The 24009-nt window shown below is 71.5% G+C and carries 17 protein-coding genes; 13 read left to right on the top strand and 4 right to left on the bottom strand.

Going from position 1 to position 24009, the window contains the following annotated elements:
• The first annotated feature begins 84 nt into the window (after positions 1–84).
• From JYJ93_RS38040 to JYJ93_RS38025, 4 genes are read left to right on the top strand one after another with little or no spacing between them, the layout of a single operon-like run.
• Positions 85–693: a biliverdin-producing heme oxygenase gene (locus JYJ93_RS38040; protein ID WP_206799630.1), complete on the top strand. Its 609-nt coding sequence runs from the start codon at positions 85–87 to the stop codon at positions 691–693.
• Positions 674–2944 (top strand): ATP-binding protein, encoded by a 2271-nt coding sequence (locus JYJ93_RS38035; RefSeq protein ID WP_206799629.1) that lies wholly within the window; start codon positions 674–676, stop codon positions 2942–2944. Before JYJ93_RS38040 ends, JYJ93_RS38035 begins: the two co-directional genes overlap by 20 nt.
• Positions 2941–3378: a response regulator gene (locus tag JYJ93_RS38030; protein WP_206799626.1), complete on the top strand. Its 438-nt coding sequence runs from the start codon at positions 2941–2943 to the stop codon at positions 3376–3378. The genes JYJ93_RS38035 and JYJ93_RS38030 overlap by 4 nt, the downstream gene beginning before the upstream one ends.
• On the top strand, positions 3375–4580 hold the full coding sequence (locus JYJ93_RS38025) for a hybrid sensor histidine kinase/response regulator (protein ID WP_206799623.1): 1206 nt from the start codon (positions 3375–3377) through the stop codon (positions 4578–4580). The genes JYJ93_RS38030 and JYJ93_RS38025 overlap by 4 nt, the downstream gene beginning before the upstream one ends.
• 10 nt (positions 4581–4590) lie before the next feature.
• On the opposite strand, the gene JYJ93_RS38020 is transcribed toward JYJ93_RS38025, so the two are convergent.
• Complete coding sequence (locus tag JYJ93_RS38020; protein ID WP_206799621.1) at positions 4591–5160, bottom strand: DUF420 domain-containing protein; 570 nt, start codon at positions 5158–5160, stop codon at positions 4591–4593.
• 334 nt (positions 5161–5494) lie between these two features.
• Here JYJ93_RS38020 and JYJ93_RS38015 point away from each other — a divergent pair, with 334 nt between their 5' ends.
• Genes JYJ93_RS38015 through JYJ93_RS37995 form a run of 5 tightly spaced genes read left to right on the top strand, consistent with a single transcriptional unit; the run spans position 5495 to position 14743 of the window.
• Positions 5495–7318 (top strand): DUF1585 domain-containing protein, encoded by a 1824-nt coding sequence (locus JYJ93_RS38015; RefSeq protein WP_242544078.1) that lies wholly within the window; start codon positions 5495–5497, stop codon positions 7316–7318.
• Positions 7318–7989 carry a hypothetical protein gene (locus tag JYJ93_RS38010; RefSeq protein ID WP_206799617.1) on the top strand — a complete coding sequence of 224 codons (672 nt, stop codon included), beginning with the start codon at positions 7318–7320 and terminating at the stop codon, positions 7987–7989. The genes JYJ93_RS38015 and JYJ93_RS38010 overlap by 1 nt, the downstream gene beginning before the upstream one ends.
• 17 nt (positions 7990–8006) lie before the next feature.
• Complete coding sequence (locus tag JYJ93_RS38005; protein WP_206799614.1) at positions 8007–9410, top strand: DUF1501 domain-containing protein; 1404 nt, start codon at positions 8007–8009, stop codon at positions 9408–9410.
• Positions 9411–9416: 6 nt separating this feature from the next.
• Positions 9417–10979, top strand: a complete 1563-nt coding sequence (locus JYJ93_RS38000) for a hypothetical protein (protein WP_242544077.1) — start codon at positions 9417–9419, stop codon at positions 10977–10979.
• Positions 10980–11014: 35 nt separating this feature from the next.
• Positions 11015–14743, top strand: coding sequence for a VCBS repeat-containing protein (locus JYJ93_RS37995; protein ID WP_206799613.1), 3729 nt, complete (start codon positions 11015–11017; stop codon positions 14741–14743).
• A gap of 1 nt (position 14744) precedes the next feature.
• Here the strand turns inward: JYJ93_RS37995 and JYJ93_RS37990 are convergent, their stop codons facing one another.
• Positions 14745–15698, bottom strand: a complete 954-nt coding sequence (locus JYJ93_RS37990; RefSeq protein WP_206799611.1) for an EamA family transporter — start codon at positions 15696–15698, stop codon at positions 14745–14747.
• Positions 15699–15770: 72 nt separating this feature from the next.
• Positions 15771–18332 carry a DNA ligase D gene (ligD, locus tag JYJ93_RS37985; RefSeq protein WP_206799609.1) on the bottom strand — a complete coding sequence of 854 codons (2562 nt, stop codon included), beginning with the start codon at positions 18330–18332 and terminating at the stop codon, positions 15771–15773.
• Between the two features lie 251 nt (positions 18333–18583).
• On the opposite strand from ligD, the gene JYJ93_RS37980 reads away from it, so the two are divergent.
• From JYJ93_RS37980 to argE, 4 genes are all read left to right on the top strand, one after another.
• On the top strand, positions 18584–19069 hold the full coding sequence (locus JYJ93_RS37980) for a ferritin-like domain-containing protein (RefSeq protein WP_206799607.1): 486 nt from the start codon (positions 18584–18586) through the stop codon (positions 19067–19069).
• Positions 19070–19114: 45 nt separating this feature from the next.
• Positions 19115–20497: a formimidoylglutamate deiminase gene (gene hutF, locus JYJ93_RS37975; RefSeq protein ID WP_206799605.1), complete on the top strand. Its 1383-nt coding sequence runs from the start codon at positions 19115–19117 to the stop codon at positions 20495–20497.
• A 63-nt stretch (positions 20498–20560) separates the two neighbouring features.
• Entirely contained in the window at positions 20561–22036 is a 1476-nt protein-coding gene (locus JYJ93_RS37970) for a hypothetical protein (protein WP_206799603.1), read from the top strand.
• A gap of 82 nt (positions 22037–22118) precedes the next feature.
• Positions 22119–23261, top strand: a complete 1143-nt coding sequence (gene argE, locus JYJ93_RS37965) for an acetylornithine deacetylase (protein WP_126933570.1) — start codon at positions 22119–22121, stop codon at positions 23259–23261.
• A 12-nt stretch (positions 23262–23273) separates the two neighbouring features.
• On the opposite strand, the gene JYJ93_RS37960 is transcribed toward argE, so the two are convergent.
• Entirely contained in the window at positions 23274–24005 is a 732-nt protein-coding gene (locus tag JYJ93_RS37960) for a DUF2652 domain-containing protein (protein ID WP_206799601.1), read from the bottom strand.
• Between the last annotated feature and the right edge of the window lie 4 nt (positions 24006–24009).

The following is a 24009-nucleotide window of genomic DNA, read 5'->3' as shown; positions in this document are numbered from 1 at the left end:
CAACATTCATCTGCGATGAACGGCCAACATTCAGCGCGATTGGTTCTTTTCAGCCGCCGCGCCGCTTCCCATCCTCAGGGCAACTTGGAACTGCTTCAGCGGCTGAAGACGGAGACGCGCCCTCATCACGAGCGCACGGAGGGCGTGGTGCGTCTGATGGACGCGCGGCTGACGCCCGAGGGTTACCAGCGCCAGATGGAGGCCTTCCACGGGCTCTACCTGCCCCTGGAGGCGCTGCTCGCCGGACCGCTGGCGGTCCTGGAGCCGGCGCTGGACCTGGGGACGCGCTGGAAGACGCCGCTGTTGGAGGCGGACCTGCGCGCCATGGGGCACGACACGGCCTCGCTCGCGCGGCTGCCGCGTGCCTCCCCGCTGCCGGCGCTGCCGGGGCTGGCGGAGGCGCTGGGCTGCGCATACGTGCTGGAGGGCTCCACGCTGGGCGGCCAGCTCATCCTGCGCCACCTGACGCGCCACTTCGGCCCGGACGCGCGCGTGGGGAGCTTCGCCTTCTTCCGGGCCTATGGCGACCAGGTGGGCCCCATGTGGCGCGCGTTCGGCGGAGCGCTCACCCGGGCGTCCGAACAGGCGGCCTCCGAGACCTTCGACGCGGCCGTCGTGCAGGGCGCCCGCGACACCTTCGACACCTTCGCCGCCTGGTTCACGCGGGAGCACGATGTCTCCGTCCGTCTCTGATGCCGACCTCAGCGTCTGTGACCGCGAGCCCATCCACCTGCTGGGCGGCATCCAGCCCCGTGGGGTGCTCGTCGCCTTCCACCCGGACACGGAGGCCGTCACGGTCGTGAGCGCGAACGCCCAGGCGCTGCTCGGCGCCGGGCCGGACGCGCTCCTGGGCAAGCCCCTCTCCGGCGTGCTGCCGCACGGGCTGCTCGCGCGCGTGGAGGCGGGCACGGGGCCGGGGCCCGTCACCGTGGAGGTGTCGGGTCAGCGCTGCTCCGCGCTCCTGCACGACAGTGACGGCCTGCGCGTGCTGGAGCTGGAGCCGCTGGCGGCCGAGGACGTGGGCGCGGAGGAGACCGCGCTCTCCGCGGTGCAGCGGCTGGTGTCGCCGCTGGCGCGCGCGAAGGGGACGGTCGCGCTGCTTCAGGAAGCCGCGGACGCGGTGCGGGAGCTCATCGGCTACGACCGGGTGATGGTCTACCGCTTCCACGCGGACTTCCACGGCGAGGTCGTGGCGGAGAGCGTGCGCGAGGGTGTGGACTCCTTCCTGGGCCTGCACTACCCGGCGAGCGACATCCCCGCGCAGGCGCGCGCCCTCTACACGCGCAACCCCGTGCGCCTCATCGCGGACGTGGACGCGAAGGCCGTGGGCCTGGTGCCGCCGCTGCTGCCGGACACCCGGAGCCCGTTGGACTTGTCCGGCGCCGCGCTCCGCAGCGTGTCGGAGGTCCACCTGGAGTACCTGCGCAACATGGGCGTGGGCGCGTCCTTCAGCGTGTCGCTGCTGAAAGACGGACAGCTCTGGGGGCTCATGGCCTGCCACCACCTGGCGCCCCGCACGGTGTCCGCCGCGCGGCGGCAGGCGTGCGAGGTGCTGGCGCGGCTGTTGTCGCTCCAGCTCGCCGCGGAGGAGCGGAGCCTGGAGGCCGCCGCCCAGGCGCGCCGCGCGGCGCTGCTCAACGCGCTCGTCCTTCCGAACCTGGGCGAGCGCACCCCCGCGAAGGCGCTGGAGGCTCAGGCCCCGCTCTTGATGGAGCTCACGGGGGCCCACGGCGTGGCGCTGGTGCTGGGCGCCAGCGCGGGCCCGGAACCGTCGCCCCTGCTGCTCGGCACGACGCCCTCCGCGGAGGAGGTGCGTGCCCTGGTGGCGTGGCTTTCGGCGCGCGAGCTTCCGGAAGAGGTCCTCCACGTGGACCGGCTGGGGGACGTGTACCCGCCGCTGGCCTCGCGCGTGGACGTGGCCGCGGGCCTGCTGGCGGTGCGCCTGGACCCCTCCGTGCCGCACTTCGCGCTGTGGTTCCGCCCGGAGGTGGCGCGCACCGTGGCGTGGGCCGGCAACCCGCACAAGCCCGTGCGTCCGGAGCCGGGCCATGCGCGGCTGCGGCCCCGCGCGTCCTTCGACGTGTGGCGCGAGGAGATGAAGGGCGCCTCCACCCCGTGGTCCGCCCAGGACCTGGAGGCGGCGCTCGCGCTCAAGGGCGCGCTGGTGGGCGTGGTGCTGCGGCACGCGGAGGAGCTGGCCCGGCTGTCGCGGGAGCTGGCCCGCTCCAACGCGGAGCTGGATGCGTTCGGCGGCACCGTGGCGCACGACCTCAAGGAGCCCCTGCGCGGCATCCTCCAGTACAGCTCCTTCCTCCAGGAGGACTTCGGCCCCACGCTGGGCGCGGACGGCCGCCAGCAGTTGGAGGCCCTGGCGTGGCTGGCGAAGCGCACGCACGGCCTCATCGACGACCTCTTCGAGTACAGCCGCCTGGGCCGGCTGGAGCTGTCGTGGGAGGAGACGGATCAGCAGGCCCTGGTGGAGGACGTGCTCCGGACACTGGGCGCGCGGCTGGAGCAGGGGAGGGTGGAGGTCCGCCTGCCCCGCCGCCTGCCTACGGTGGCATGTGATGCCGTCCACATCCGCCAGGTATGGGCCAATCTCATCAGCAACGCGGCCAAGTACCAGACGGCCGAGCCCCGCTGGGTGGAGGTGGGCTTCCTGGGGCCCGGGGAATCACGTCCGCCAGCGGCGCGTCAGGTGGAAGCACCCTACATTTTCTACGTGAGAGACCCCGGCATCGGCATCGCGCCCCAGTTCCATGAGGCCATCTTCGAGTTGTTCCGCCGCCTGCATCCGGCGCAGGCCTATGGTGGCGGCTCGGGAGCGGGTCTGGCCATCGCGCGGCGGCTGGTGTCGCTGCACGGCGGCTCGCTCTGGTTGGACTCCACGCCGGGGCAGGGCTCCACGTTCTACTTCACGCTGGGCGAGGAACCGCGGACATGAACCCGTTGCTGCTGGTGGAGGACAGTGATCCGGACGCGGAGGCGCTGATGCGCATCGCGAAGCGGTTGCCCCTGCCCGTGCCCGTGGTGCGCGTGCGCGACGGCGAGAACGCCCTGGACTACGTCTACCGGCGCGGCGCCCACGCGGACGCGGAGCGCCCCACGCTCATCCTGCTGGACATGCACATGCCCGGCATCAGCGGGCGTGACGTGCTGGCCACGCTGAAGGCGGACCCCGACCTGCGCTCCATCCCCGTCATCATCTTCTCCTCCTCGGTGGAGACGGTCGACGTGCAGGGGGCCTACGCGGACGGCGCCAACAGCTACCTCTTCAAGCCGGACATTGGCCCCCAGCTTCAGGCCACCGCGGAGGCGCTCCATGCCTTCTGGTTCAAGGCCGCGCGCCTGCCCGAGCCCCAGGAGCCGGAGGCATGAGCCTGCGCGTGCTACTGGTGGACGACGGCATGGCGGACCGCCTCGCGGTCAGCCGCGCGCTGGCGAGGGACCCGGACATGCAGTGGGAAGTGGTGCCCATGTCCAACGCGGAGGACGCGCTGGCGTATTTGTCCGGCAACCCGGTGGACGCGATGCTGCTCGACTACCACCTGCCCGGCATGAACGGCGTCGCCCTGTTGCAGAAGGTCGCGGCGCTGGGACTGCCCCGCGTGCCCGCCGTGGTGGTGCTCACCGGCAGCGGCAACGAGCGCGTGGCGGTGGACGCCATGAAGGCCGGCGCCAACGACTACCTGGTGAAGGAGGCCTTCAGCCCGGAGCGCCTGCGCCGCAGCCTCAAGACCGCGGTGGACACGGTGCAGATGACGCGCGAGCTGGAGGAGCGCCGCCTGCGCGCCGAGCGCGCCGAGGCCGCCGCCCGCGAGGCCCTGGCCGTGCGCGACGAGCTCTTCTCGCTGGCGACGCATGACTTGAAGGGCCCGCTGCAGATCATGACGCTCAACGCCCAGGTGCTGCGCCGGCAGATTCCCGCCGCCGCGATGACGCCCGCGCTGGAGACGCGCCTGGGCCACATCGTGCGCGCGGCGCACCGCATGGGCGAGCTCATCGACCACTTCCTGGAGGTGACGCGCGGTCAGGAGCGCCCCCTCAAGCGCGAGCCCATGGACCTGCTGGCCATGGCGAGCGGCAAGGTGCGCGAGCTGGAGGCCAACGCGTCACGCCACCGCTTCGTCCTGGAGGTGCCGGAGGGGCGCGACTTCACCGGCGAGTGGGACGCGCACGCCCTGGAGCGCGTGCTGGAGAACCTGATAGGCAACGCGGTGAAGTACAGCGCCGCGGACTCCACCGTCATCGTGCGCCTGGCGGTGGAGGAGGAGGAGACGCAGCAGTTCGTGCTGCTCTCCGTGACGGACCAGGGCATCGGCATCCCGGCGGAGGACCTGCCCTTCGTCTTCGAGCGCTTCCACCGCGGGCGCAACGTGTCCCAGGACGTGTCCGGCAGCGGCGTGGGGCTGGCCAGCGCGCGCCGCATGGTGGAGCTGCACGGGGGCACGCTCGCCGTGCGCAGCGTGGAGGGGCAGGGCTCCACCTTCACCGTGCGCCTGCCCCGGGGCATCGTGCTCTCCGCCGGGCCCGCGCAGTCCACGCCGGTCCGTGGCGGCTCCGAGCACACCGCGCCTTAGCGCGAAAGCTTCAGGACACCGCGGGCACGCCGCCGCGCAGCATGAAGAACACCACCACGCCCGTCACCGACACGTAGAGCCAGATGGGCGCCAGCCACCGGGTCACCTTGCGGTGCCGGGCGAACTGCTGCCGCCAGGAGAAGTAGAAGGCCACCAGCGCCATGGGCAGCACCGGCATGGACAGGAGCACGTGGCTGGCCAGCAGCGTCAGGTACAGCCCGCGGAAGTCGCCCACGTAGCGCGTGTCCCCGTGCACGAAGTGGTAGGCGAGGTAGCCCACCAGGAACAGCGCGGACGCGGCGAACGCGCTCACCATCAGGTTCTGGTGCACCTTGCGCGCGCCCCGCTTGATGGCCACCCAGCCGCCCAACAGCAGCGCCGCCGCCGTCGCGTTGAGCCCCGCGTTCACCGCCGGCATGAAGCGCAGGTCCACGCCCATGCCCGCGCCCCCGCGCCGGATGAGCAGCAGCCACGCCAGCAGCGCCAGCGCGCCGGCGGACACCACGCCAATCGCGATGAAGAAGGAGCGGTCGTTGGCGGACGGGGATGACGGGGTGAACCCGGAAGCGGCGTTGGACATGCCCCCCTTGTGGACCGCGTCCAGACGGCTTGCAACAGGGAGCCCCAGCGGAATTCCGCTGACGTCTACATGTCGGTTGAATGGAATCGGTTAGGTCAACTGGATCTCAAACCGGAAATTCCTTCATACTTCGGTCCACTGCGTCACCCCCGACCCCCCCTCTCGGAGGTTCCCCGTGTTCAGCGTGCGTTGCCTTGCCCCCCTGGCGAGCGCCGCCCTCCTGCTCGCCCTGCCCGCAGCCGCTGAGGAAGCGGTGTGCGCGCCCGTGGCGAAAGTCCCCTTGGAGCGGCACTTACGTCAGCTTTCTCTCGACTTGCTGGGACGTCCTCCGACCATGGAGGAGTACAAGGCGTTCCAGGCCAAGGGCTCCGTCACGGCGGAAGACGTCCGCGCGATGATGAAGGACGAATCCTTCTACGCGCGGATGCGCAACTACCACCGCGCGCTCCTGCGCTCGAACATCAGCGGCAGCGTGCAGGGCAACGGCGACTACCGCGTGTCCGGCACGCCGCTGAGCTTCGCGGGCAACAACTCCAACAACCTGCGCGGTGGCCAGAGCCAGCGCTGTGATGGAGAGATTGCCCAGGACAGCTGCACGGCGAACCCGCAGGACCCGCACCAGAGTGGCTCCACGGCCCCCGCCTGCCGCGACGCGCAGGGCATCCCGCTGCCGGTCAGCTACGACTACGACACGAACTACTACCAGTGCCGCCAGCTGGACGTGAACTCCACGGCGCCGGAGCTGAAGTTCGCGGACTGCAACGCGCTGAAGGCGAACGCGACGTACGGCAAGTACGTGAACTTCTGCGACAACCGCTACCTGGCGTCCGCGGGCAAGTCCGTGGGCTACCTGTGCCTGCCGGACCCGAACAAGAACACCACCAACGTGCTGGTGGCGGAGCCGTCCTCGGGCGTCATCACCGCCTGGGTGAACCCGGATCAGAGCGCGAACCTGAAGCGGCTGGACCGCTGCGGGTTCGACATCTCGAAGGGCGCGGACGGCAAGCCGCTCGCGGCCGGCAAGTGGAGGGCGCAGACGGGATGCGTGCAGCGCGAGGGCTATGTCACCACCCAGGTGCAGCCCTACTGGTCCACCACCACGGAGACCGTGAAGGTGTGCGCCGTGGAGGCGCAGGACCGCGCGTTGAACCCGTACACGGGCGAGTCCTGTGAGACGGCGCGCTTCAACAGCGACCGCAGCTGCGGCTGCGGCGACAAGATGCGCCGCTGCGAAATCACCGACGTGCACACCGCGCGCGTCGCCGCCTTCAACGAGGAGCCGCTCTACATCACGGACTCCGTGGTGCGCAACGACGAGCCCTACTTCAACATCCTCACCACCCGCCGCTCCTTCGTGAACGGCACGCTGTCGGAGTTCTACAAGCAGCGCCAGGGCGCGGGCGTCTTCAGCATCAAGTCCCCCGCGGACGCGGCCACGCTGCCCGCCGTGACGTACGCGAACACCACCCAGTGGAATGAGTACGTCCGCGACAGCACCCACTCCGGCGTGCTCACCACGCCCGCGTTCCTCTACCGCTTCCCCACGCAGCGCGCCCGCGTGAACGAGTTCTACGAGGCGTTCCTCTGCAAGCACTTCGCCCCGGCCGCGGACGCGTCCCTGCCGCCCCCGGACGACGCGTGCAACCGCGAGAACAACCTGGCCAAGCGCTGCGGCTGCAACTACTGCCACGCCACCATCGAGCCCACGGGCGCGCACTGGGGCCGCTACGCGGAGCGCTCCGCGCTGTTCCTGTCCCCGGACCAGTTCCCCCGCCTGGACGTGAAGTGCCGCGACTGCGCCCTCGCCGGCAACACCACCTGCGACAACGAGTGCAGCCAGTACGTGATGCAGGCCTTCGACGGTGACGGCGCCAACTCGCTGGGCCTCCTGAAGACCTACCTCTACCGCAGCGCGGACGAGGAGAAGAACATCGAGGGCGGCCCGCAGGCGCTGGTGAAGCGGATGATGGAGACGGGCGACCTGGAGCGCTGCACCGTCAAGCGCGTCTGGAACGAGTTCCTGGGCCGCGCCATGACGGCCGAGGAGCAGCGCATGTACCTGCAGACGCTGTCGCAGGACTTCGCCAAGAACAACCACAGCCTCAAGGGCCTCATCGAGCAGGTGGTGATGTCCGACGCGTACCGGAGGATCGACTGATGCGCCGCCTTCTGCTGACCGCGCTGCTCGCGCTCGCCACGGGCTGCACCCAGGGCTCCGTGGACGTCCCCGCCAAGCCCGTCCCGCTGGACGCCCAGCTGGACCCGGTGCCCAACCCGCACGGGAACACGGACCAGATCGACCCGCTGCCGGACCCGGAGGCCCAGGGGGGCAGCGTGGGCCGCGCGCCCCGCCGCCTCACCGTCGCGCAGCTCAAGGAGTCCATCCGCATCGCCGTGGGCATGGAGTGGGACGAGCTGGAGTCCCGCGCCCAGTCGCTGGGCCGCGCCGACTACGCGCTCATCACCTCCGAGAACACGGAGCCCAACCTCGTCTTCGCCCGCTTCCTGGACGACGGCGCGCGCAAGGTCTGCATCGCCCAGGCGCAGAAGGACATCGCGCAGGCGGACGTTTCCCTGCGCACCCTGGGGCGCACGCTGCCCACGCCCATGAGCGACCTGACCAAGCTCACGGACGCGCAGGTGGACGAGACGCTCGTGTACCTCTCCACCCGGTTCTGGGGCGCGCCCCTCGCCGGTGAGGAGCTCACGCGCTACGCGACGTTCTTCCGCAAGGCCGCCGCCCGGGCCGAAACCCTCAAGAAGCGCGACCAGGCGCTGGCGGTGGTCTGCATCGCCATGCTGACGGACTCGCGCTTCATCACCTACTGACCTTGACGGTGCCTGCGATGAAGAAGACACGCCAAGACGACCTCAGCTCCCCCGAGCGCCGCACCTTCCTCAAGGCCGGAGCCGGCTTCATGGGCTCCCTCCTGCTGGGAGGCATCCCCTTCAAGGCCGTGGCCCAGGCGACGAACCTGGCCGCGCCCGACCGCTGCTTCGTGTTCGTGTACTTCAGCGGCGGGTGGGACCAGTTGCTCGCGTTCGACCCGCGTGACCCGGCGGTGTTCACCGCCGACCGCGTCTCCGAGACGCGCATCATGCCGGGCTACAGCCTGCTGACCGACTCGCGCTTCCAGCAGACGCCCATCGTCCCCAAGACGCGCGCGGGCGCGGACGCCCCGGCGATGACCTTCGGGCCCGCGGTGGGCGCGCTGGCGGACCACTACGACCTGATGACGGTGGTGCGCGGCATCAACATGAGCACGCTCACCCACGAGGTGGGCTACCGCTACTTCCTCACCGGGAAGATGCCCATCGGCAGCGCGGCGCGCGGCTCCTCCACCGCGACGGAGATCGTGGGCCAGATGAAGCCCACGGTGCCCATCCCGTCCATCGCCCAGGGCGTGGAGTCCTACAACGACCGCTACGGCGGCTACGCCAACGCGCTGCGCGTCAGCGGCCTGGCGGACCTGGTGCTCACGCTGGATCCGCCTGTCGCCGCGCGCCAGCTGGACAGCGAAATCGAGAAGAGCCTCATCGACCTCAACGGCCAGCCCATCACCTGCGAGGAGCAGGCGCTCACCGCGCGGGGCGTGGGCACGGCCTATGAGAGCAGCCGCGGCCAGATGCAGACGGTGATGGAGAACAAGCTGTCGGACTCGTTCCGCTTCCAGCTGGCGGCCAACCAGGCCGTGCGCGACTTCTACGGGCTCAACGGCCAGTCCTACCCGTACAACAGCGCCGCGGGCCGCGCCGCCATGGTGGCCACCGCCCTGAAGAAGGGCATCAGCCAGTGCGTGTCCATCAACCTGGCCGGCGGCCTGGACACCCACTTCGGCACGCAGCAGACGCACGCGACCAACCAGCGGACCGGATTCGACGCGCTGAACCTGTTGGTGAATGATCTCCGCCAGACGGCGCACCCCGGCGGCGGCAACTTCATGGACCACACCACCATCCTGGTGTTCAGCGAGTTCGCTCGCACGCCCACCATCAACGCCACGGGCGGCCGTGACCACCACCTGTCCAACAGCTGCCTGATGATGGGCGCGGGCATCAAGCACAACCGGGTGGTGGGCCGCAGCGGTGACATCGGCATGTCGCCGGGCCTGGTGGACCTGCGCACGGGCGACAACGATCCGAACGGCTCCAACATCTTCCCCGAGCACATCATCGCGACGGTGCTGGCCTCGGCGAAGCTGGACTACAGCATCACGCGGGTGGACCCGCTGCGGTTCATCCTTGCCTGAACCTTGATGAGCACTCCCCTCCTGCGTCCCCGTCCGCGCCATGGTTCCCCCGCCGTGGCGCGCTTCCTCCCCACCTCGCTCCTGCTGATGTCCGCGGTGCTGTCCGCCGCGTGCGGCGAGGACGCACCGCCGGGCAGCGACCCGGCGAAGCCCGCGGTCTTCACGGCCACCCAGGTCACCACGGCGCAGTCCCTGGCCGCGGTGCCCGGCTTCGCGGACCAGTCCGGCGGCGGCATCTTCGCCACCGCGAAGGGCGAGGCCGTGCGCCTGCGCCTGGACGGCACCCAGGCCGCGCTCGCCGCCCACCCGCGGAACACGGCGGCATTGGGCGCCGTGCGCGCCACCTTCCGCCTGGGGCCGCACAGCGCCCTGGTGGAGACCGACCGCGGCCTGTTCCTCGCGGACCAGGGCTGGCTCATCGAACCCTTGTGGCAGGAGGTGCTGGGCACCGGCATCGTCGCCACCGCGCAGACCGCGGACGGCGCCGCGTGGATTGCCCACCCCAAGGGCCTGTTCCAGATTCAGGGCGGCGTGCTCGCGTCGCTGAAGCTGTCCGGGCAGCCGCTCACCGGCATCACCGCCATGACGGCCGCGCCCGCGGAGGACGGCCTCGCGGGGCTGTGGTTCGCGCGCGAGGGCAAGCTGAACGTGGTGGTGGCGTCCGCGCCGGGCGTCTACCAGGTGCGCGGCACGGACGCGCCGCTTTCGGGCGGTGAGACGGTGCGCGCGCTCGCGGGGTTGGGCGCGGGCACGGGCGCGGCGGGGGAGGTCTGGGTGCTCACCAGCACCCGCCTATTGCGCCGGAACACGGACGGCTGGAGCACGGTGTCGCTGCCGGCCCTGCCCGAGCAGCTCATGAGCGCGGGGCGCTACCTCTGGGCCCGCGCCGGAGACCGGCTCTTCACCTACGACGCGGACGCGAAGGTCTGGGGCTCCGCGGAGGGGCTGCCGTCCGGCTCGGTGACGCTGCTGGCCGCGGACGAGAGCGGCTGCGCGTGGGTGCGCGTGGGCGAGCAGGCCCTGGCCATCAGCCAGACGCCGGCGCCGCGCGTGACGGGCATGCACCAGGGCATGCTGGTGGTGGAGGACGGGCTGGTGGTCCAGGCCCGCCTGCCGCCGGGCACTCCGCCCAAGAGCGTCCACTTCCAACTGGAGGGCCAGGAGGTCCAGGCCACCGGGCCCGCGTTCAGCATGGGCGGCCTGGAGGCCGACGGCGAGACGCTCAAGGCGTTCTCCTTCTCCTCGCTGGCGCCGGGCGGCCACACGCTGAGCGTGGTGTCCCGCTTCGAGGACGGCTCGGAGGCGCGCCGGCAGATGCCCTTCACCTACCAGCCGCTCACCACGGTCCCCAGCTGGGCGCGCGACATCCGCCCCGTGCACGAGGCCCGCTGCGCCAAGTGCCACACCACCAGCCCTGGCCGGCCGCTGAACACCTACGAGTTGTGGAAGTCCAACGCCCAGCTCATCAACGCGGCGGTGCGCGACCTGCGCATGCCCGCGGACGGGCCGTTGGATCCGCAGGGCATCGCCCTCATCCAGCGTTGGGTGTCTTCCGGCGCGCTGCCCTGAAGTCCCTGCTTCAAGACCGCTTCCGAGGCACCCCCATGAAACGTCTCCTCCGCGCCACCCCCCTGTGCGCGCTGCTGACCCTGGCCTGTGACGGTGAGCTCAAGCCCGCCGAGCAGCTTCCCTACGTGGGCCCCTGCGAGGGCCTGGCCCCGCTGACGCTGTCGGCGGAGCCCACGACGGTGCGCTCCGGCAGCGTGGCCACGCTGACGGCCGGCGGCGGCAGCGGCCGCTACACCTACCGCGCGGAGGCGGGCGGCTCCTCCGGCGACATGCGCGGCAACCGCTTCGTCGCGGGCGCCACGCCGGGCGAGGACACGCTGACGGTGGTGGACGAGCAGTGCGGCGGCGCCACCAGCGTGAAGGTGAAGGTCATCGCCGGCTTCGGCGTCGCGCCCGCGCGCGCGATGCTGCGGCCGGGCACGTCCTTCCAGATCCGCATCGAAGGGCTGGTGGGCACGGCGGCCTTCACGCTCACCACCAACGGCTCCGGCGCCACGCTCACCGACGCGGGCCTCTACACGGCGGGGCAGGTGGAGGCGCAGGACGTCATCACGGTGCGCGACACGAAGTCCGGCGACACGGTGGCGCTCCAGTACACCGTGAGCAAGGCCGCGAAGCTGGTGGGCGACCCGCTGTACCTGGGCGTGCCTTCCGGCAGCTCCGCGCCGCTGGGCACCGCGGGCGGCACGGACACCGTGACGTGGACGAAGAAGTCCGGCCCCGGCTCCGTGGTGAACGGCCGCGTCGTGGTGGAGGCGGGGGCGACGGGCACCATCGTGGTGGAGGCGAAGGACGCCTTCACCGGCGACGTGGCCCCGGTGTCGGTGCGCGTGCTGGATGAGCTGACGCGGCCCCTGCTGGCGCACGGCAAGCTGTCGGACGTGGCCACGCTGGTGACCGCGGACTTCGACGGGGACGGCATCCAGGACCTGGCCGTGGGCCAGCGCGAGAGCGAGCTGTCACGTCCCACGGGCGGCGCGGTGTTCATCTACAAGGGCAGCGCTTCCGGCCTGCCCACGAAGCCCACCTGGGTGCTGACGGGTGAGACCGAGGGCGCGCTCTTCGGCGACATGATGGCCGCGGGGGACCTGGACGGCGACGGCATCGCGGACCTGGCGGTGTCCTCGCCGGCCGCGGACGTCACCATCGGTGACTCGGGCGCGGTGTACCTCTACACGTTCAAGCCGGGGAAGGCGCCCGCGCTGCTGAGGCCCGCGCTCACCGGCCTGGGCCGCGGAGGGTTCGGCACGGGCCTGGCCATCGCGGACGCGGATGGCGACGGGGACATGGACCTGTTCGTGGGCTCGCCCGGCGCGGACCTGTCCACCCTCTCCGGCATCAGCCGGCGCGGCGTCATCGACATCTTCATCCTCACCAGGGGACAGCCCGTTCCGGACCTGCCGGTGGTGCGCCTGGGCGGCCAGGACCTGTTGTCGGACGGCACGTTCACGCTGAAGAGCACCACGGAGCTGGGCCGCGCGCTCGCCGTGGCGGACCTCAACGACGACGGCCGCCCGGACCTGGCGGCGCTGCACCGGCTGACGCGGTTCAACGCGGACGGCTCCACCAACGGGCAGCAGATGGCCGTGGCGGTGTACTTCGCGCGCGACACGGCGCCGCGCTACCGCTCCGCCGCGGACCTGTACGTGCTGGTGTCCAACACCGCCGTGGAGACGATGGCCAACGAGGGCACCTTCCGCCTGGGCGCCATCCCCGGTGAAGGCAACCGGCCCCCGTTCCTCGTGGTGATGGCGGACAAGGCGGACGCGCCGGACCTGCGCGCGTCGGGCGGCGTGGCGGCGGCGCAGGACGCGGGCGGCGCGTACCTGTTCGACCTGCGGGGCGCGACGCTGGCGGCGGACCCGGCGATGGCGAAGCCCGCGACGGTGCCGCTGGCGAACGCGTACGCGCGCTTCTACGGCGACACGCGCAGCATGACCGCGACGCGCAGCTGGGCGGTGATGGACGTGGACGGCACGCCAGGGCCGGAGCTGCTCCTGGGCGCGCCGTACGCGTCGGTGACGGCGGGCACGGCGACGCTGGGCAACGCGGGCAAGGTGCTGGTGTATCCGCTCACCGGCCTGTCGAAGGACACGGTGATGAACAAGCCGCTCGCGGCGCTGGGCGGCGCGGCGAAGGCGGAGGTGCTGGGCGCGGGCCTCGCGGCGTGGAACCTGCCGTCCGGCCCGGTGCTGGCGGGCTTCTCCGGCCGCGCGTCCTCCTCCGCGGGCGCCTTCGTCGGCCGCGTGGATGTCTTCTCCAAGGCGGGCGCGAGCATCGCGGAGTGGTCGCGCGGCGGCATGGACGTCACGGCGAAGGCCAGCGTGGAGCGCTTCGGTGAGACCGTGGCGGTCGCGCGCCTCAACTCCCAGGTGGTGGCCCTGGTGGGCTCGCCGGGCTTCTCCGGCCCGGGCCCCAACAACGACGGCGCGGACATGACCGTGGGCCGCGTGTACACCTTCGACACCGCGGAGCCGGGGAAGGCCATCGTGTCGGGGGAGGGCGCCAGCTCTCCGTGGTACGGCGGCCGCAACGTGGGCGTGGACGTGGCGTTCACGGACTTCAACGGCGACGGCCGGCCGGACCTGGTGGCCGGCGCCACGGGGCTCGTCATCCCGGCCACGAACTCCGCCGTGGCGGAGCGCGACCCCTACGTGGCGAACGCCTGCATGACGACGGCCACGCAGTCGCTGGGCGGGCTGCTGGTGTCGCTGGGCCAGGCGGACGGCACCTTCAAGCCGGCCTACCGCGTGTTCGCGCCGTCCGTGGTCACCGACTGCGACGACGCCGCGGCGGCCCGGTGCAAGCGCACCAGCATCGGCCGGGGCGTGGTGGGCGGCTTCGACTTCAACGGCGACGGCAAGCAGGACCTGGCCGTGCTGCGCGACCGGGGCTTCGAGCTGTTCCTGGGCCGCGCGCCCGAGGACGCGTCGCTCGCGAAGATGACGCTGGCCTGCGACCCCCTCTACTCCTCCTACTTCTCCGCCGCGACCGCCGGGCTGCAGACGTCCGCGCCCGCCGCGCTGGGCGACCTGAACGGGGACAAGTGCGATGAGGTGGCGTGGCGCTACAACGACAACACCCGCTCCGGCATCGTCATCCTCTATGGCTACGACACGGGGGGCACCCGGTGCGGTGGCCGCACGACGCCGTCCATGGTGCGCATCGCGGGAGACCCGGAGAAGGGCATCACGCTGATGAACCTGGGCGTGGCCATCACGCGCGCGGGGAGGTTCCTGGGGGACTCGCGCGACTTCATCGCGGTGACGGCCAACAACTACCTGTTCGAGGGCGTGAACCAGCCCACGGTGCTGCTCTACGACATCGCCGCCATCAACGCGAAGCGCCCGGCCAGTGGCCCGCCCAACAACGAGACCGTGGTGGGCGCCACCAACGACGGGCTGACCCCCATCCCCGTGACGTACCGCGCCCGCGCGGTGAGCTTCGGCACGTCGCTGTCGGGCGGCCGGGACCTGACCGGTGACGGCGTGCCGGACCTGTGGGTGGGCGCGCCCAACGCGTCGGTGGCCTCGGACGGTGACGGCGCGGCGTTCCTCTTCGCCGGTGGCGCGAAGTCCACGGGCCCGCTGTCACCCTTCCTGCTGGTGGTGGGGGACGGCGCGGAGCGCTCCTTCCTGGGCCAGTCCATCGCCGTCGTCCCGGGCTCCGGAGGCTCGCCGCCCACGGCCGTCATCGGCGCGCCGAGGAGCTACCGCACCGGCACGCAGAACGGCACGGCGTACTCGCTGCCCCTGCCGTTCTGATTCACCCCGCGGGCGGGGCTTCCGGAGGCGCCTTCGCCTCCGGGGCCTCGTCGCGGTTGGCGAGCGCCGCCGCCGTGAGGATGAGCGCGCCGCCCGCGAGCAGCGACGGCGTGAGCGGCTCGCCCAGGAGCGCCACGCCCAGCGTCACCGCCACCAGCGTGTCCAGGAGCGCCATGGCGCCCAGCGCCGCCAGCGAGATGCGCGGCAGGAGCCAGTACAGGCACTGGTAGGTGAGCACCGTCCCGCCCAGCGCCAGGTACAGGAGCGCGCCAATCGCCTTCGGGGTCCAGTGCGCCGGCTGGTTCCACTCCAGCATCGCGGACGCGGAGAGCAGCAGCGCCGCGCTGCTCAACGTCTGCACCAGCGTCAGCAGGTGCGGAGGCACGTGCGTCATGTGCCGGCGCAGCAGCACGTTGGCCACCGCCACCACCGACGCCGCGAACAGCGTCATCGCGCAGCCCAGCAGCACCTGTCCGGAGAAGCTGAGCGACACCAGCTCCTGGTGCTGGAGCGCCACCACGCCCGTCAGGCCCAGCGCCGCCGCGAAGAGCTTGCGCCCGGTGAGCGGTTGATCCGGAAACACCACGCGGCCCACCAGCAGCAGCCACACGGGGAAGGTGGAGAAGAGGAGCGCGGACCAGCTGGAGGGAATCCACTGCTGCGCCACGAAGAGCAGTCCAAAGGGCACCGCCAGTTGGAGCACGCCCAGCCCCGCGATGCGCCACCCGGTGCCGCCCCCCAACGCCGTCCCTCGCGAGCGCGCGAAGGGCAGCAGCGCCACCCCGGCCACGAGCATGCGCGTGCCCACGAAGCGCAGGGGCGGCAGGTCCTCCAGCCCCACCTTCACGGCGGCCCACGTGGACCCCCAGAGGATGAAGCAGGTGGCGTAGGCGAGGGACACCTTCCACCGCGGCGCGGGCTGCGCGGCCGGGGTCACGATAGTCACGGACGACATGGCGGCGCCGCACTAGCACGCGCCGCCCCTTCGGGAAACATCCGTTCAGGGCGCGGCGCGTCAGCCGCCTGCTCACTCGTCCGGCAGCACCTGCTTCATCCGGAGCACGGGCGCGAACAGGTCCCCCACGGCATCCAGCCGCTTCTTCAGCGTCTTCAGGCGGAAGCGGTGCGGGTCCAGGCGGCCGTTCACCTCGCTCCACTCGAGCGGCGCGGAGAAGGGGGCGCCCTCCACGGCGCGCAGGGAGTAGGGCGCCACCACCGTCTTGCCGCGCGCGTTCTGTCCCGCGTCGATGTAGAGCCGCCCGCCGCGCTCGCGGATGGAGCGCTCCGTGGTGGCGATGTCGCCCAGCTCCTCCTCCAGCTCGCGCGCCCGCGCGTCCGCGAACGCCTGGGTGCGCGCGTAGGTGTGGCCCGGCGCCAGGGGCACCAGCACGTGCAGGCCGCGCTTGCCGGACGTCTTGGGGAAGGCCTTGAGCCCCAGCTCGTCCAGGCGCGCGTGCAGCAGGGTGGCCACCTTCACCACGTCCTTCCAGCCGCCCTCGCCGGGGTCCAGGTCGAACACCACGAAGTCCGGCTGCGCCAGCCGGGGCGCGTGGGACAGCCACATGTGCAGCGTGAGCGCGGACTGGTTGGCGAGCCACAGGAGCGCGGACGTGCTCTTCACGTTCACGTGGCGCAGCGTCTTGTCCTCGTGGCGCACGCGCAGCGTGGGCATCCACGGGGGGATGCCGGACAGCTCGTGCCGGAAGAAGCCCGGGGCCTGGATGCCCGCGGGCCACTGCTGGTGGGCCAGGGGCCGGTCCGCGAGCACGGGCAACAGCAGCGGCGCCACCTGCTCGTAGTACGCGAACACGTCCGCCTTCGTGAGGCCGGCCTCGGGGAACAGCACGCGGTCGCCGTGCGTGAGGGCCACCTCCGGTGCGCGCTGCTTCCCTCGCGCGGTCTTCACGGCGGGCGCCTTCGCGGTGCGGGCGGCGGCCTGCGCCGGCGCGCGCCGGGAGCCCCTGCTCGCGGCTCCCTCGATGGGAGCGGGGTGTTCGCGCACGACCTCCTGCGGCACCTTGTCGCTGCGCAGGCCCTGGAACACGGGGTGGCGCAGGCGGCCGTCCTTCGTCCACTCGGTGAAGTTCACCTGGGCCACGTACTTCGGCTTCACCCAGACGGTGTCCGTGTCCGTGTTCGTGGGCGCATCCACGGCGGCGGGCTTCTTCACGCGCGTGGCGTCCAGCAACCAGCGCAGCTCGCGGCGGTCCTTCGTCGTGTAGCCCGTGCCCACCTTGCCCACGTCGTGGAAGCCGTCCTTGCCGCGCACGCCCACGCGCAGCGCGCCAATCTGCGACTTCGCCTTCGCGTTCTTGATGGGCAGGTACCCCAGGATGACGACCTCCTGGCCCGCCACCACCTTCAACTTCAGCCAGTCCCCGGAGCGCGTGCCCGTGTAGGGCGAGTCCTTGCGCTTGGCGATGAGCCCCTCCCACCCCTTGCGCCGCGCCTCCAGCAGGCCGCGCGACAGCGGCAGGTCCACCTTCTCGGAGAGCTGCAGGGGCGGCTTCGCCCCGGCCATCAGCTTCTCCAGCCGCGCGCGGCGCTCCGTATAGGGACGCTCGCGCAGGTCCTCGCCGTCCAGCCACAGCAGGTCGAACACCATGAAGCGCTGCTCCGCGCCCCCTTCCGTGTTCTGGAGAATCTGGAAGCGCGAGCGGCCCTTCGCGTCGAGCGCGACAATCTCTCCATCCACGACGACGTCCTTCGCGGGCAGCTCCCTCAGCGCGCCGGTGAGCCGCGCGAAGCGGCCCGACAGGTCGTTGCCCCGGCGGCTCTGGAAGGCGAGCTTCCCGTGCGTGAGCGCGCACACGGCGCGGAAGCCGTCGTACTTCACCTCGTAGGCGTGCGTCTCGTCGTGCACCTCGTCGGACACGGCCAGCCGCGCCAGCATGGGCGGCCACACGCGCTCCAGCAGCTTCTCCGGCGTCGAGGGTGGGCGGGCCTGCTTCTTCGCGGCCTTGCGCGCCGGGACCGGGGGCTTCTTCTTTCTCAGCACGCCGGGCTTGCGAGGCCCTTGGGTCTTCACCTGACCGCTCTTCACGGACTCGGGGCGCTCCACGGTGACGTCGTAGCCGGCCTTGGCGTATTCGTCCTTCGCCTTGAAGAAGAGCCACTGCGCCTTGCCGCCGCGCGGCCGCGTGCGGATGAGGTGCCAGCGCCCCTTGAGCTTCGCGCCGTGCAGCACGACCTCCAGGTGCCCGCGCTTCAGCTGCGCTCCGGCGTCGCCGGGCGGTACGACCTCGAAGGTGCCGGACTCCCAGAGCAGCGAGTCACCGCCGCCGTACTGCTCATCCGGGATGTGGCCCTCGAAGTCCGCGTAGGAGCGCGGGTGGTCCTCCGTCTGGACCGCGAGCCGCTTCACGGAAGGGTCGTGGCTGGGGCCCTTGGGAATGGCCCAGCTCACCAGGACGCCGCCAATCTCCAGGCGCAGGTCGTAGTGCAGCCGCGTGGCGTCGTGCTTGTGGATGACGAAGACAGGCGCGCTGGACTTCGGGGCCTTCACGTCCGGAGATGGTTCGGGCGTGAGGTGGAAATCGCGCTTCGTCCGGTAGCGGCGCAGCCGCCTCTGGTTGTCGGAGGTCTTCACCCTCCAACGCTCTGCACAGGAGGGCGGGCGCGCAATTCCTCACATCGCCTGGAGGGCAACCAGGAGAGCGGGCGCTCCGCGCGGACCCGGCATCCGCTTTTCCGGCCACACGTGAGACGAGGACGGTGGCCGTCCGCCTGCCCTGGGTGCGGTGGAGGGACGGCTCCGGGGAGGGCGGTTGGAACCGGGAAGCGGCGTCCCCACATTGTTCGGGCCCGAGCACTCGCCGTACCTGGTTGAAGGAGGCACCCATGGCCGACAAGTCCGAAGTGGCTCGCCTGCACAGCCTGGCGCAGCTCGATGCCGACGCGGTGGGCGCGTACGACGTGGCCATCTCCCGCATCGGGCCCGCGCTGGTGCGCGAGCGCCTCAACAGCTTCCGCGCGGACCACCTGCGCCACGTGCAGGACCTCAACGCGCTCATCCAGCACTTCGGCGGCGAGCCGGTGACGCTGCGCCCGGACCTGAAGGGCTCCGCGATGAAGGGCCTGACGGCCATGACGGGGCTGATGGGCACGGAGGCCACGCTGTGGGCCATGCTGGGCAACGAGGAGCTGTTCGACCGGGCCTATGAGCTGGCGCTCCAGTTCGAGTGGTCCCCGGAGGTGAAGGGCCTCATCCGCCAGCACCGCGAGGACGAACGCCGCCACGGCACGTGGATCCGCGACGCGGTGCGCACCCGGCCCTGGGCGGAGAGCCGTCTGCCCTTCCTGGACACCGCCGAAATGGGCGCCTGAAGCCGCTTCACGCGCGCCGCGGGGAACTGACATACGCTGCCGCGCGTGAGCGACATCACTGTCTACCAACCCGACTTCCTCTTCACGGAAGGGCGTTTCCACGAAGGCCGTGCGCTGGCGGTGAGCGCGGAGGGCCGGGTCCTCGACGCGGTGCCCGAAGGGGCGCGCGTGGAGCGGCTCGCGGGGCGGGCGCTGCTGCCGGGGCTCGTCAACGGCCACTCGCACGCGTTCCAGCGGCTCATCCGCGGACGCACCGAATACGTGGCGTCCGCCGGAGGGCAGGACGACTTCTGGTCCTGGCGCGAGGCGATGTACCGCGCCGCGGAGGCGCTCACGCCGGAGGAGATCCACGTCGCCTCCCGGCAGGTGTTCCTGGAGATGGTGCTCGCGGGCATCACCACGGTGGGCGAGTTCCACTACCTGCACCACCAGCCGGACGGGACGCCCTACGCGGACCGCAACGCGCTGGCGCACGCGGTCATCCGCGCGGCCACGGACGTGGGGCTGCGCATCTGCCTGCTGCGGGTGGGCTACGCGCGCGCGGGCTTCAACGTGCGGGCGAACCCGCGCCAGCGCCGCTTCATCGACGCGGACGTGGACGCGTTCCTGTCCACCACGGAGGCGCTGGCCCACGCGACGCGCGGTGACGCGCGGGTGAACGTGGGGCTCGCGCCGCACAGCGTTCGCGCGGTGTCGAAGGACTGGCTGACGCAGGTGGCCCGCGCCGCGCCCGCCAGCATGCCCATCCACATGCACGTGGCGGAGCAGCCGAAGGAGATTGAGGCATGCCTCGCGGAGCACGGCCGCCGTCCGGTGGAGCTGGTGTCGGACGTGGGCCTGCTGGGGCCGCGCTTCACGGCGGTGCACGGCGTGCACCTGACGGAGGACGAAGTGGCGCTGCTGGGCCGCGCGGAGGCCACGGTGTGCGCGTGCCCGTCCACGGAGCGCAACCTGGGCGACGGCATCGTCCCGGCGGACGCGCTGGTGAAGGCCGGAGCGCGCGTGAGCTTCGGCTCGGACAGCCAGACGGTGGTGGACCTGCTGGACGAGGCGCGGCAGCTGGAGCAGCACCTGCGGCTGGTGCGGCTGCGCCGCGCGGTGCTGGACCCGGGGGCGGGGACGCTGGACGGACTGGCGGCGCGCCTCTTCGACATGGCCACGGTGCAGGGCGCGCGGAGCCTGGGGATGGGCACCGGCACGCTGTCGCCGGGGGCGCCCGCGGACTTCTTCACGGTGGACGTGAACCACCCATCGCTGGTGGGCGCGAGCTGTGCGTCGCTCCTGCCGGGCATCGTCTTCGGCGCGGCGCAAGGCGCGGTGCGCGAGGTGGCGGTGGCGGGCCGGTTGCTGGTCCGGGATGGCCGCCATCCGCTGACGGAGGCGAGCGGCAGGGCGTTCCAGCAGCTCGCCCGGCGCCTCTACCCGTAGGGAGGGCGACCCGTTTCGATATGGGGGGCGCCCTCGGCGCGTTGGTGGAGCAGGAGGATATGGATGCGTTCAGGAATCTGGCTGTCGCTGGTGGTGCTGATGGGACTGGCCGTGGGGGGCTGTGCCGGGCGGCAGGACCTGGAGACGCCAGACTACGAGGCCATCTACGACATGCCGCTGGAGGAGATGTGGCCGTCGGTCCGGGAGTACTTCACGGACGCGAACCTGCCCTACCGGGAGGACCGGGGCAGCCTGGTGCTGGAGACCGAGTGGAAGCAGGAGTTCGGCGGCTCCAAGATCGCCGGCTACTGGCACCGGTACATGGTCATCGGCAAGCGGGAGACGCCGACGAAGAGCAAGCTGTGGATCATCCGCATCACCAAGTCGGTGAACAAGGCGCTGGCCCTGCCCGGCCGGCAGCTGGACTGGGGCGCCGGCCGCAGTCTCGGCAGCGTTCCCGGTGACCGTGGATCGGGGGCCCCGGGCGATGCGTCCTCGAGCGTCGCGTACGGTGTCTCCGTGGAGGACGACGCGGACCGGTTCGCCTTCCCGGTGGGAGAGAACGCCTTCTACGTGGACTCGGGGCAGGGGACGCGCGACCTGACCATGGAGTGGCGGGTGTTCCGGGGCATCATGCCCAAGCTCGCGAAGAAGCAGGCGGTGAGCGCGGAGCAGCAGGTGGCGAAGGCGCCGGGCGCGAAGGAGGCACCGGCGTTCACCGAGTGCGGCCAGTCCATCCTCGGGCTGAAGAAGCTGGCGCAGGCGGGCGGGGTGATGCTGCTGGGCGAGCTGCACGGCACGCAGGAGGTCCCGCGCTTCATCGCGCAGTCCGTGTGTCAGCTCGTCACGGCGGGCATGCCGGTGACGGTGGGCCTGGAGCTGCCGGTGGAGAACGAGGGACGCATCACCGCCTTCCTCCAGAGCCAGGGCGGTGAGGTGGACTGGCTCAAGCTGATGGAGGCGCCCTTCTGGCGCAGCCCGTACCCGGACGGCCGTGGCAGTGAAGCGGTGGCCAACATGCTGGAGCAGCTGCGTCACCTGCGAGCGCAGGGCCTGGACGTGGCGGTCTTCGTCTACGACCACCCGAAGCTCTCCGGCCAGCCGCGCGAGGACGCGCTGACGAAGACGGTGCTGGAGAAGGTGAAGGCAACGCCACAGCGCTTCCACCTGGTGGTGAGCGGCAACATCCATCCGCGCACGGCGAAGGGGCTGCCCTGGGACAAGCAGTACAAGCCCATGGGCTACCTGCTGAAGGACCAGCTCGACGACGTCACGGCGCTGGACATGGCCTACGACAGCGGCACTGCGTGGATCTGCGCGGCGGATGCGCAGGGACGCAAGCTGGACTGCGGTGTGAAGGAGGCGAAGGGGAAGGACAACGGCGATCGCTTCTTCGTGCACCGGTGGAGTTCGGCCAACAAGGACGGTTACCACGGCGTCTTCTACGTGGGCCACGTGACGGCGTCCGAACCGGCCATCAACAAGGGCCTGGGGAACCCGGACGCGGCGCCCACGCCGTCGCCCGCGTCGGGTCTGTGACCCGCGAGGACTCCAGGAATACGGGCCCCTGGCGTCGCGGCGCGGGCGGTGGCATGGAGGTGGCCTGACTGGAGGCCATCCCATGAGCGACACGCTGCCCGCGCTGCGGGCCACCCTGGCGGAACTGGTGGCGCTGGACACCACGTCCTCGCGCCCCAACGCGCCCCTCATCGACTACGCCCAGGCGCGCCTGGAGGCCGCGGGCTTCACCGCCGAGCGCCAGCACTACACCGACGACGCGGGCGTGGCGAAGGTGAACCTCGTCGCGCGCAAGGGCGACGCCGACCGCGCCGCGCTGGCCCTGGTGGGCCACTCCGACTGCGTGCCCTATGACGCCGCCTGGACGGACGCGCTGCGCCTCACGGAGCGCGACGGCAAGCTGTACGGCCGCGGCGCCTGTGACACCAAGGGCTTCATCGCGTGCGCGCTGCACACCGCCACGCGCAAGGACCTGCCGAAGCTGGACGCGCCCCTGCTCGTCATCCTCACCGCCGATGAAGAGGTCGGCCTCGTGGGCGCGAAGAAGCTGGTGTCCGCCGGCCTGGGCCGCGCGAGGCACGCCATCGTCGGCGAGCCCACGCGCCTCATCCCCGTGCGCGCCAACAAGGGCTACTGCCTGGCGGAGGTGGAGGTGCTGGGCAAGGAAGGGCACAGCGCGTACCCGGAGCTGGGCGCGTCCGCCATCTTCCGCGCCGGCCGCTTCCTGCACCGGCTGGAGACGCTGGCGAACACCGTCCTGCGCGAGGACCGCGACGAGGGCTTCCAGCCGCCCTTCACCACCGTGAACGTGGGCCTCATCCAGGGCGGCAAGGCGAAGAACGTCCTGCCCGGCTCCTGCCGCTTCACCGTGGAGTGGCGCCCCATCCCCGGCCAGGCCGCCGAGCGCGTCCCGGAGATGATGGAGCACATCCGCCAGGAGCTCACCCGCGACGAGCCCGCCTACGAGGCGCGCATCAAGGTCCTGCGCATGGACCGGGGCGTCCACACGCGCGGCGACGCGGACGTGGTGCGCTTCCTGGAGCAGGTCAGCGGCAACGCGTCCGAAACGGTGTCCTTCGGCACGGAGGCCCCGCAGCTCACGGAGCTGGGCGCGGAGGCCGTGGTGTTCGGCCCCGGCGACATCCGCGTCGCGCACCAGACGGGCGAGTTCGTCCCCATGGAGGACCTGGTGCGCTGCGAGGCCGCGCTCACGCAGGCCGTCGCGCGCTTCTGCACGGGCGGCTGAGCGCCCGGCACGTCAGGGCTTTCCAGGTGTGGCGTCTTCGATGACCTCCACGTTGCGGAAGCCCTGACACGCCTCCTTGAAGCCGAGCACGTACTTCAGCGAGCGCAGCTCCAGCATCAGCTTGTTCCACAGCTTGCGCGGCAGGTTGGGGCGCGGCGCGGGCACGCTCGTCACCAGCGAGCCCAGGTCGATGTAGTGAGTCACCGTGCGGCCCATGCCCTCGAAGTCGTGCTCCAGCCCCTGGCTGAGCTGGCGCAGCTCAGGCTCCAGGTGCTGGTGCACCGCGTCCGTCATCAGGACGTACTCGGAGATGGGCACGTCGTTCTTCAGCATCCGGTGCAGGAGGATGACGTCCACCCCGGCCAGCTCCGTGAGGTGCTTCACCTTCTGGAAGGCGACCTCCCCCGCGTGGGCCACGAACTTGAGCGTCAGGTTGCCCACCTGCGTGCACCCGTCGCATTTGCACATGCGGTCGATGACCAGCGCTTCCCGGCGCTCCAGGAAGGCGCGGCGGATGGCCGCCACCTGCTTCGCGATGGGCGAGGTGTCCTCGCCCACGGCGTAGAAGAAGGCCGCGTCGCCCTCGAGCTTCGCCAGCTTGAACCGGCCGGACGCGTCGATGACGGCTTCCAGCAGCTGGGCCACCGTGTCCTGCGCGTGCGCGAGACCGAAGCGGTGCTGCCGCATGAAGCGGGTGTAGCCGCCGATGTCCGCGATGAGCAACAGCGCCTTCTCAATCGCCATTCGG

Source organism: Corallococcus sp. NCSPR001, assembly GCF_017309135.1.
Lineage (GTDB): Bacteria > Myxococcota > Myxococcia > Myxococcales > Myxococcaceae > Corallococcus.
The sequence above is the reverse complement of the archived record's forward strand: the minus strand, read 5'-3'. Positions and strand labels throughout refer to the sequence as shown.

Bases quoted from the DNA above. Each gene is read 5' to 3' on its own strand.
- JYJ93_RS38010 (WP_206799617.1), top strand. From the start codon at position 7,318: ATGCGCCGCCTTCTGCTGACCGCGCTGCTCGCGCTCGCCACGGGCTGC.
- argE (WP_126933570.1), top strand. From the start codon at position 22,119: ATGAGCGACACGCTGCCCGCGCTGCGGGCCACCCTGGCGGAACTGGTG.
- JYJ93_RS37980 (WP_206799607.1), top strand. From the start codon at position 18,584: ATGGCCGACAAGTCCGAAGTGGCTCGCCTGCACAGCCTGGCGCAGCTC.
- JYJ93_RS37960 (WP_206799601.1), bottom strand. From the start codon at position 24,005: ATGGCGATTGAGAAGGCGCTGTTGCTCATCGCGGACATCGGCGGCTAC.
- JYJ93_RS38035 (WP_206799629.1), top strand. From the start codon at position 674: ATGTCTCCGTCCGTCTCTGATGCCGACCTCAGCGTCTGTGACCGCGAG.
- JYJ93_RS38025 (WP_206799623.1), top strand. From the start codon at position 3,375: ATGAGCCTGCGCGTGCTACTGGTGGACGACGGCATGGCGGACCGCCTC.
- JYJ93_RS38030 (WP_206799626.1), top strand. From the start codon at position 2,941: ATGAACCCGTTGCTGCTGGTGGAGGACAGTGATCCGGACGCGGAGGCG.
- JYJ93_RS38015 (WP_242544078.1), top strand. From the start codon at position 5,495: ATGGAGGAGTACAAGGCGTTCCAGGCCAAGGGCTCCGTCACGGCGGAA.
- JYJ93_RS37970 (WP_206799603.1), top strand. From the start codon at position 20,561: ATGCGTTCAGGAATCTGGCTGTCGCTGGTGGTGCTGATGGGACTGGCC.
- JYJ93_RS38000 (WP_242544077.1), top strand. From the start codon at position 9,417: ATGAGCACTCCCCTCCTGCGTCCCCGTCCGCGCCATGGTTCCCCCGCC.
- JYJ93_RS37995 (WP_206799613.1), top strand. From the start codon at position 11,015: ATGAAACGTCTCCTCCGCGCCACCCCCCTGTGCGCGCTGCTGACCCTG.
- JYJ93_RS38020 (WP_206799621.1), bottom strand. From the start codon at position 5,160: ATGTCCAACGCCGCTTCCGGGTTCACCCCGTCATCCCCGTCCGCCAAC.
- JYJ93_RS37990 (WP_206799611.1), bottom strand. From the start codon at position 15,698: ATGTCGTCCGTGACTATCGTGACCCCGGCCGCGCAGCCCGCGCCGCGG.
- JYJ93_RS38005 (WP_206799614.1), top strand. From the start codon at position 8,007: ATGAAGAAGACACGCCAAGACGACCTCAGCTCCCCCGAGCGCCGCACC.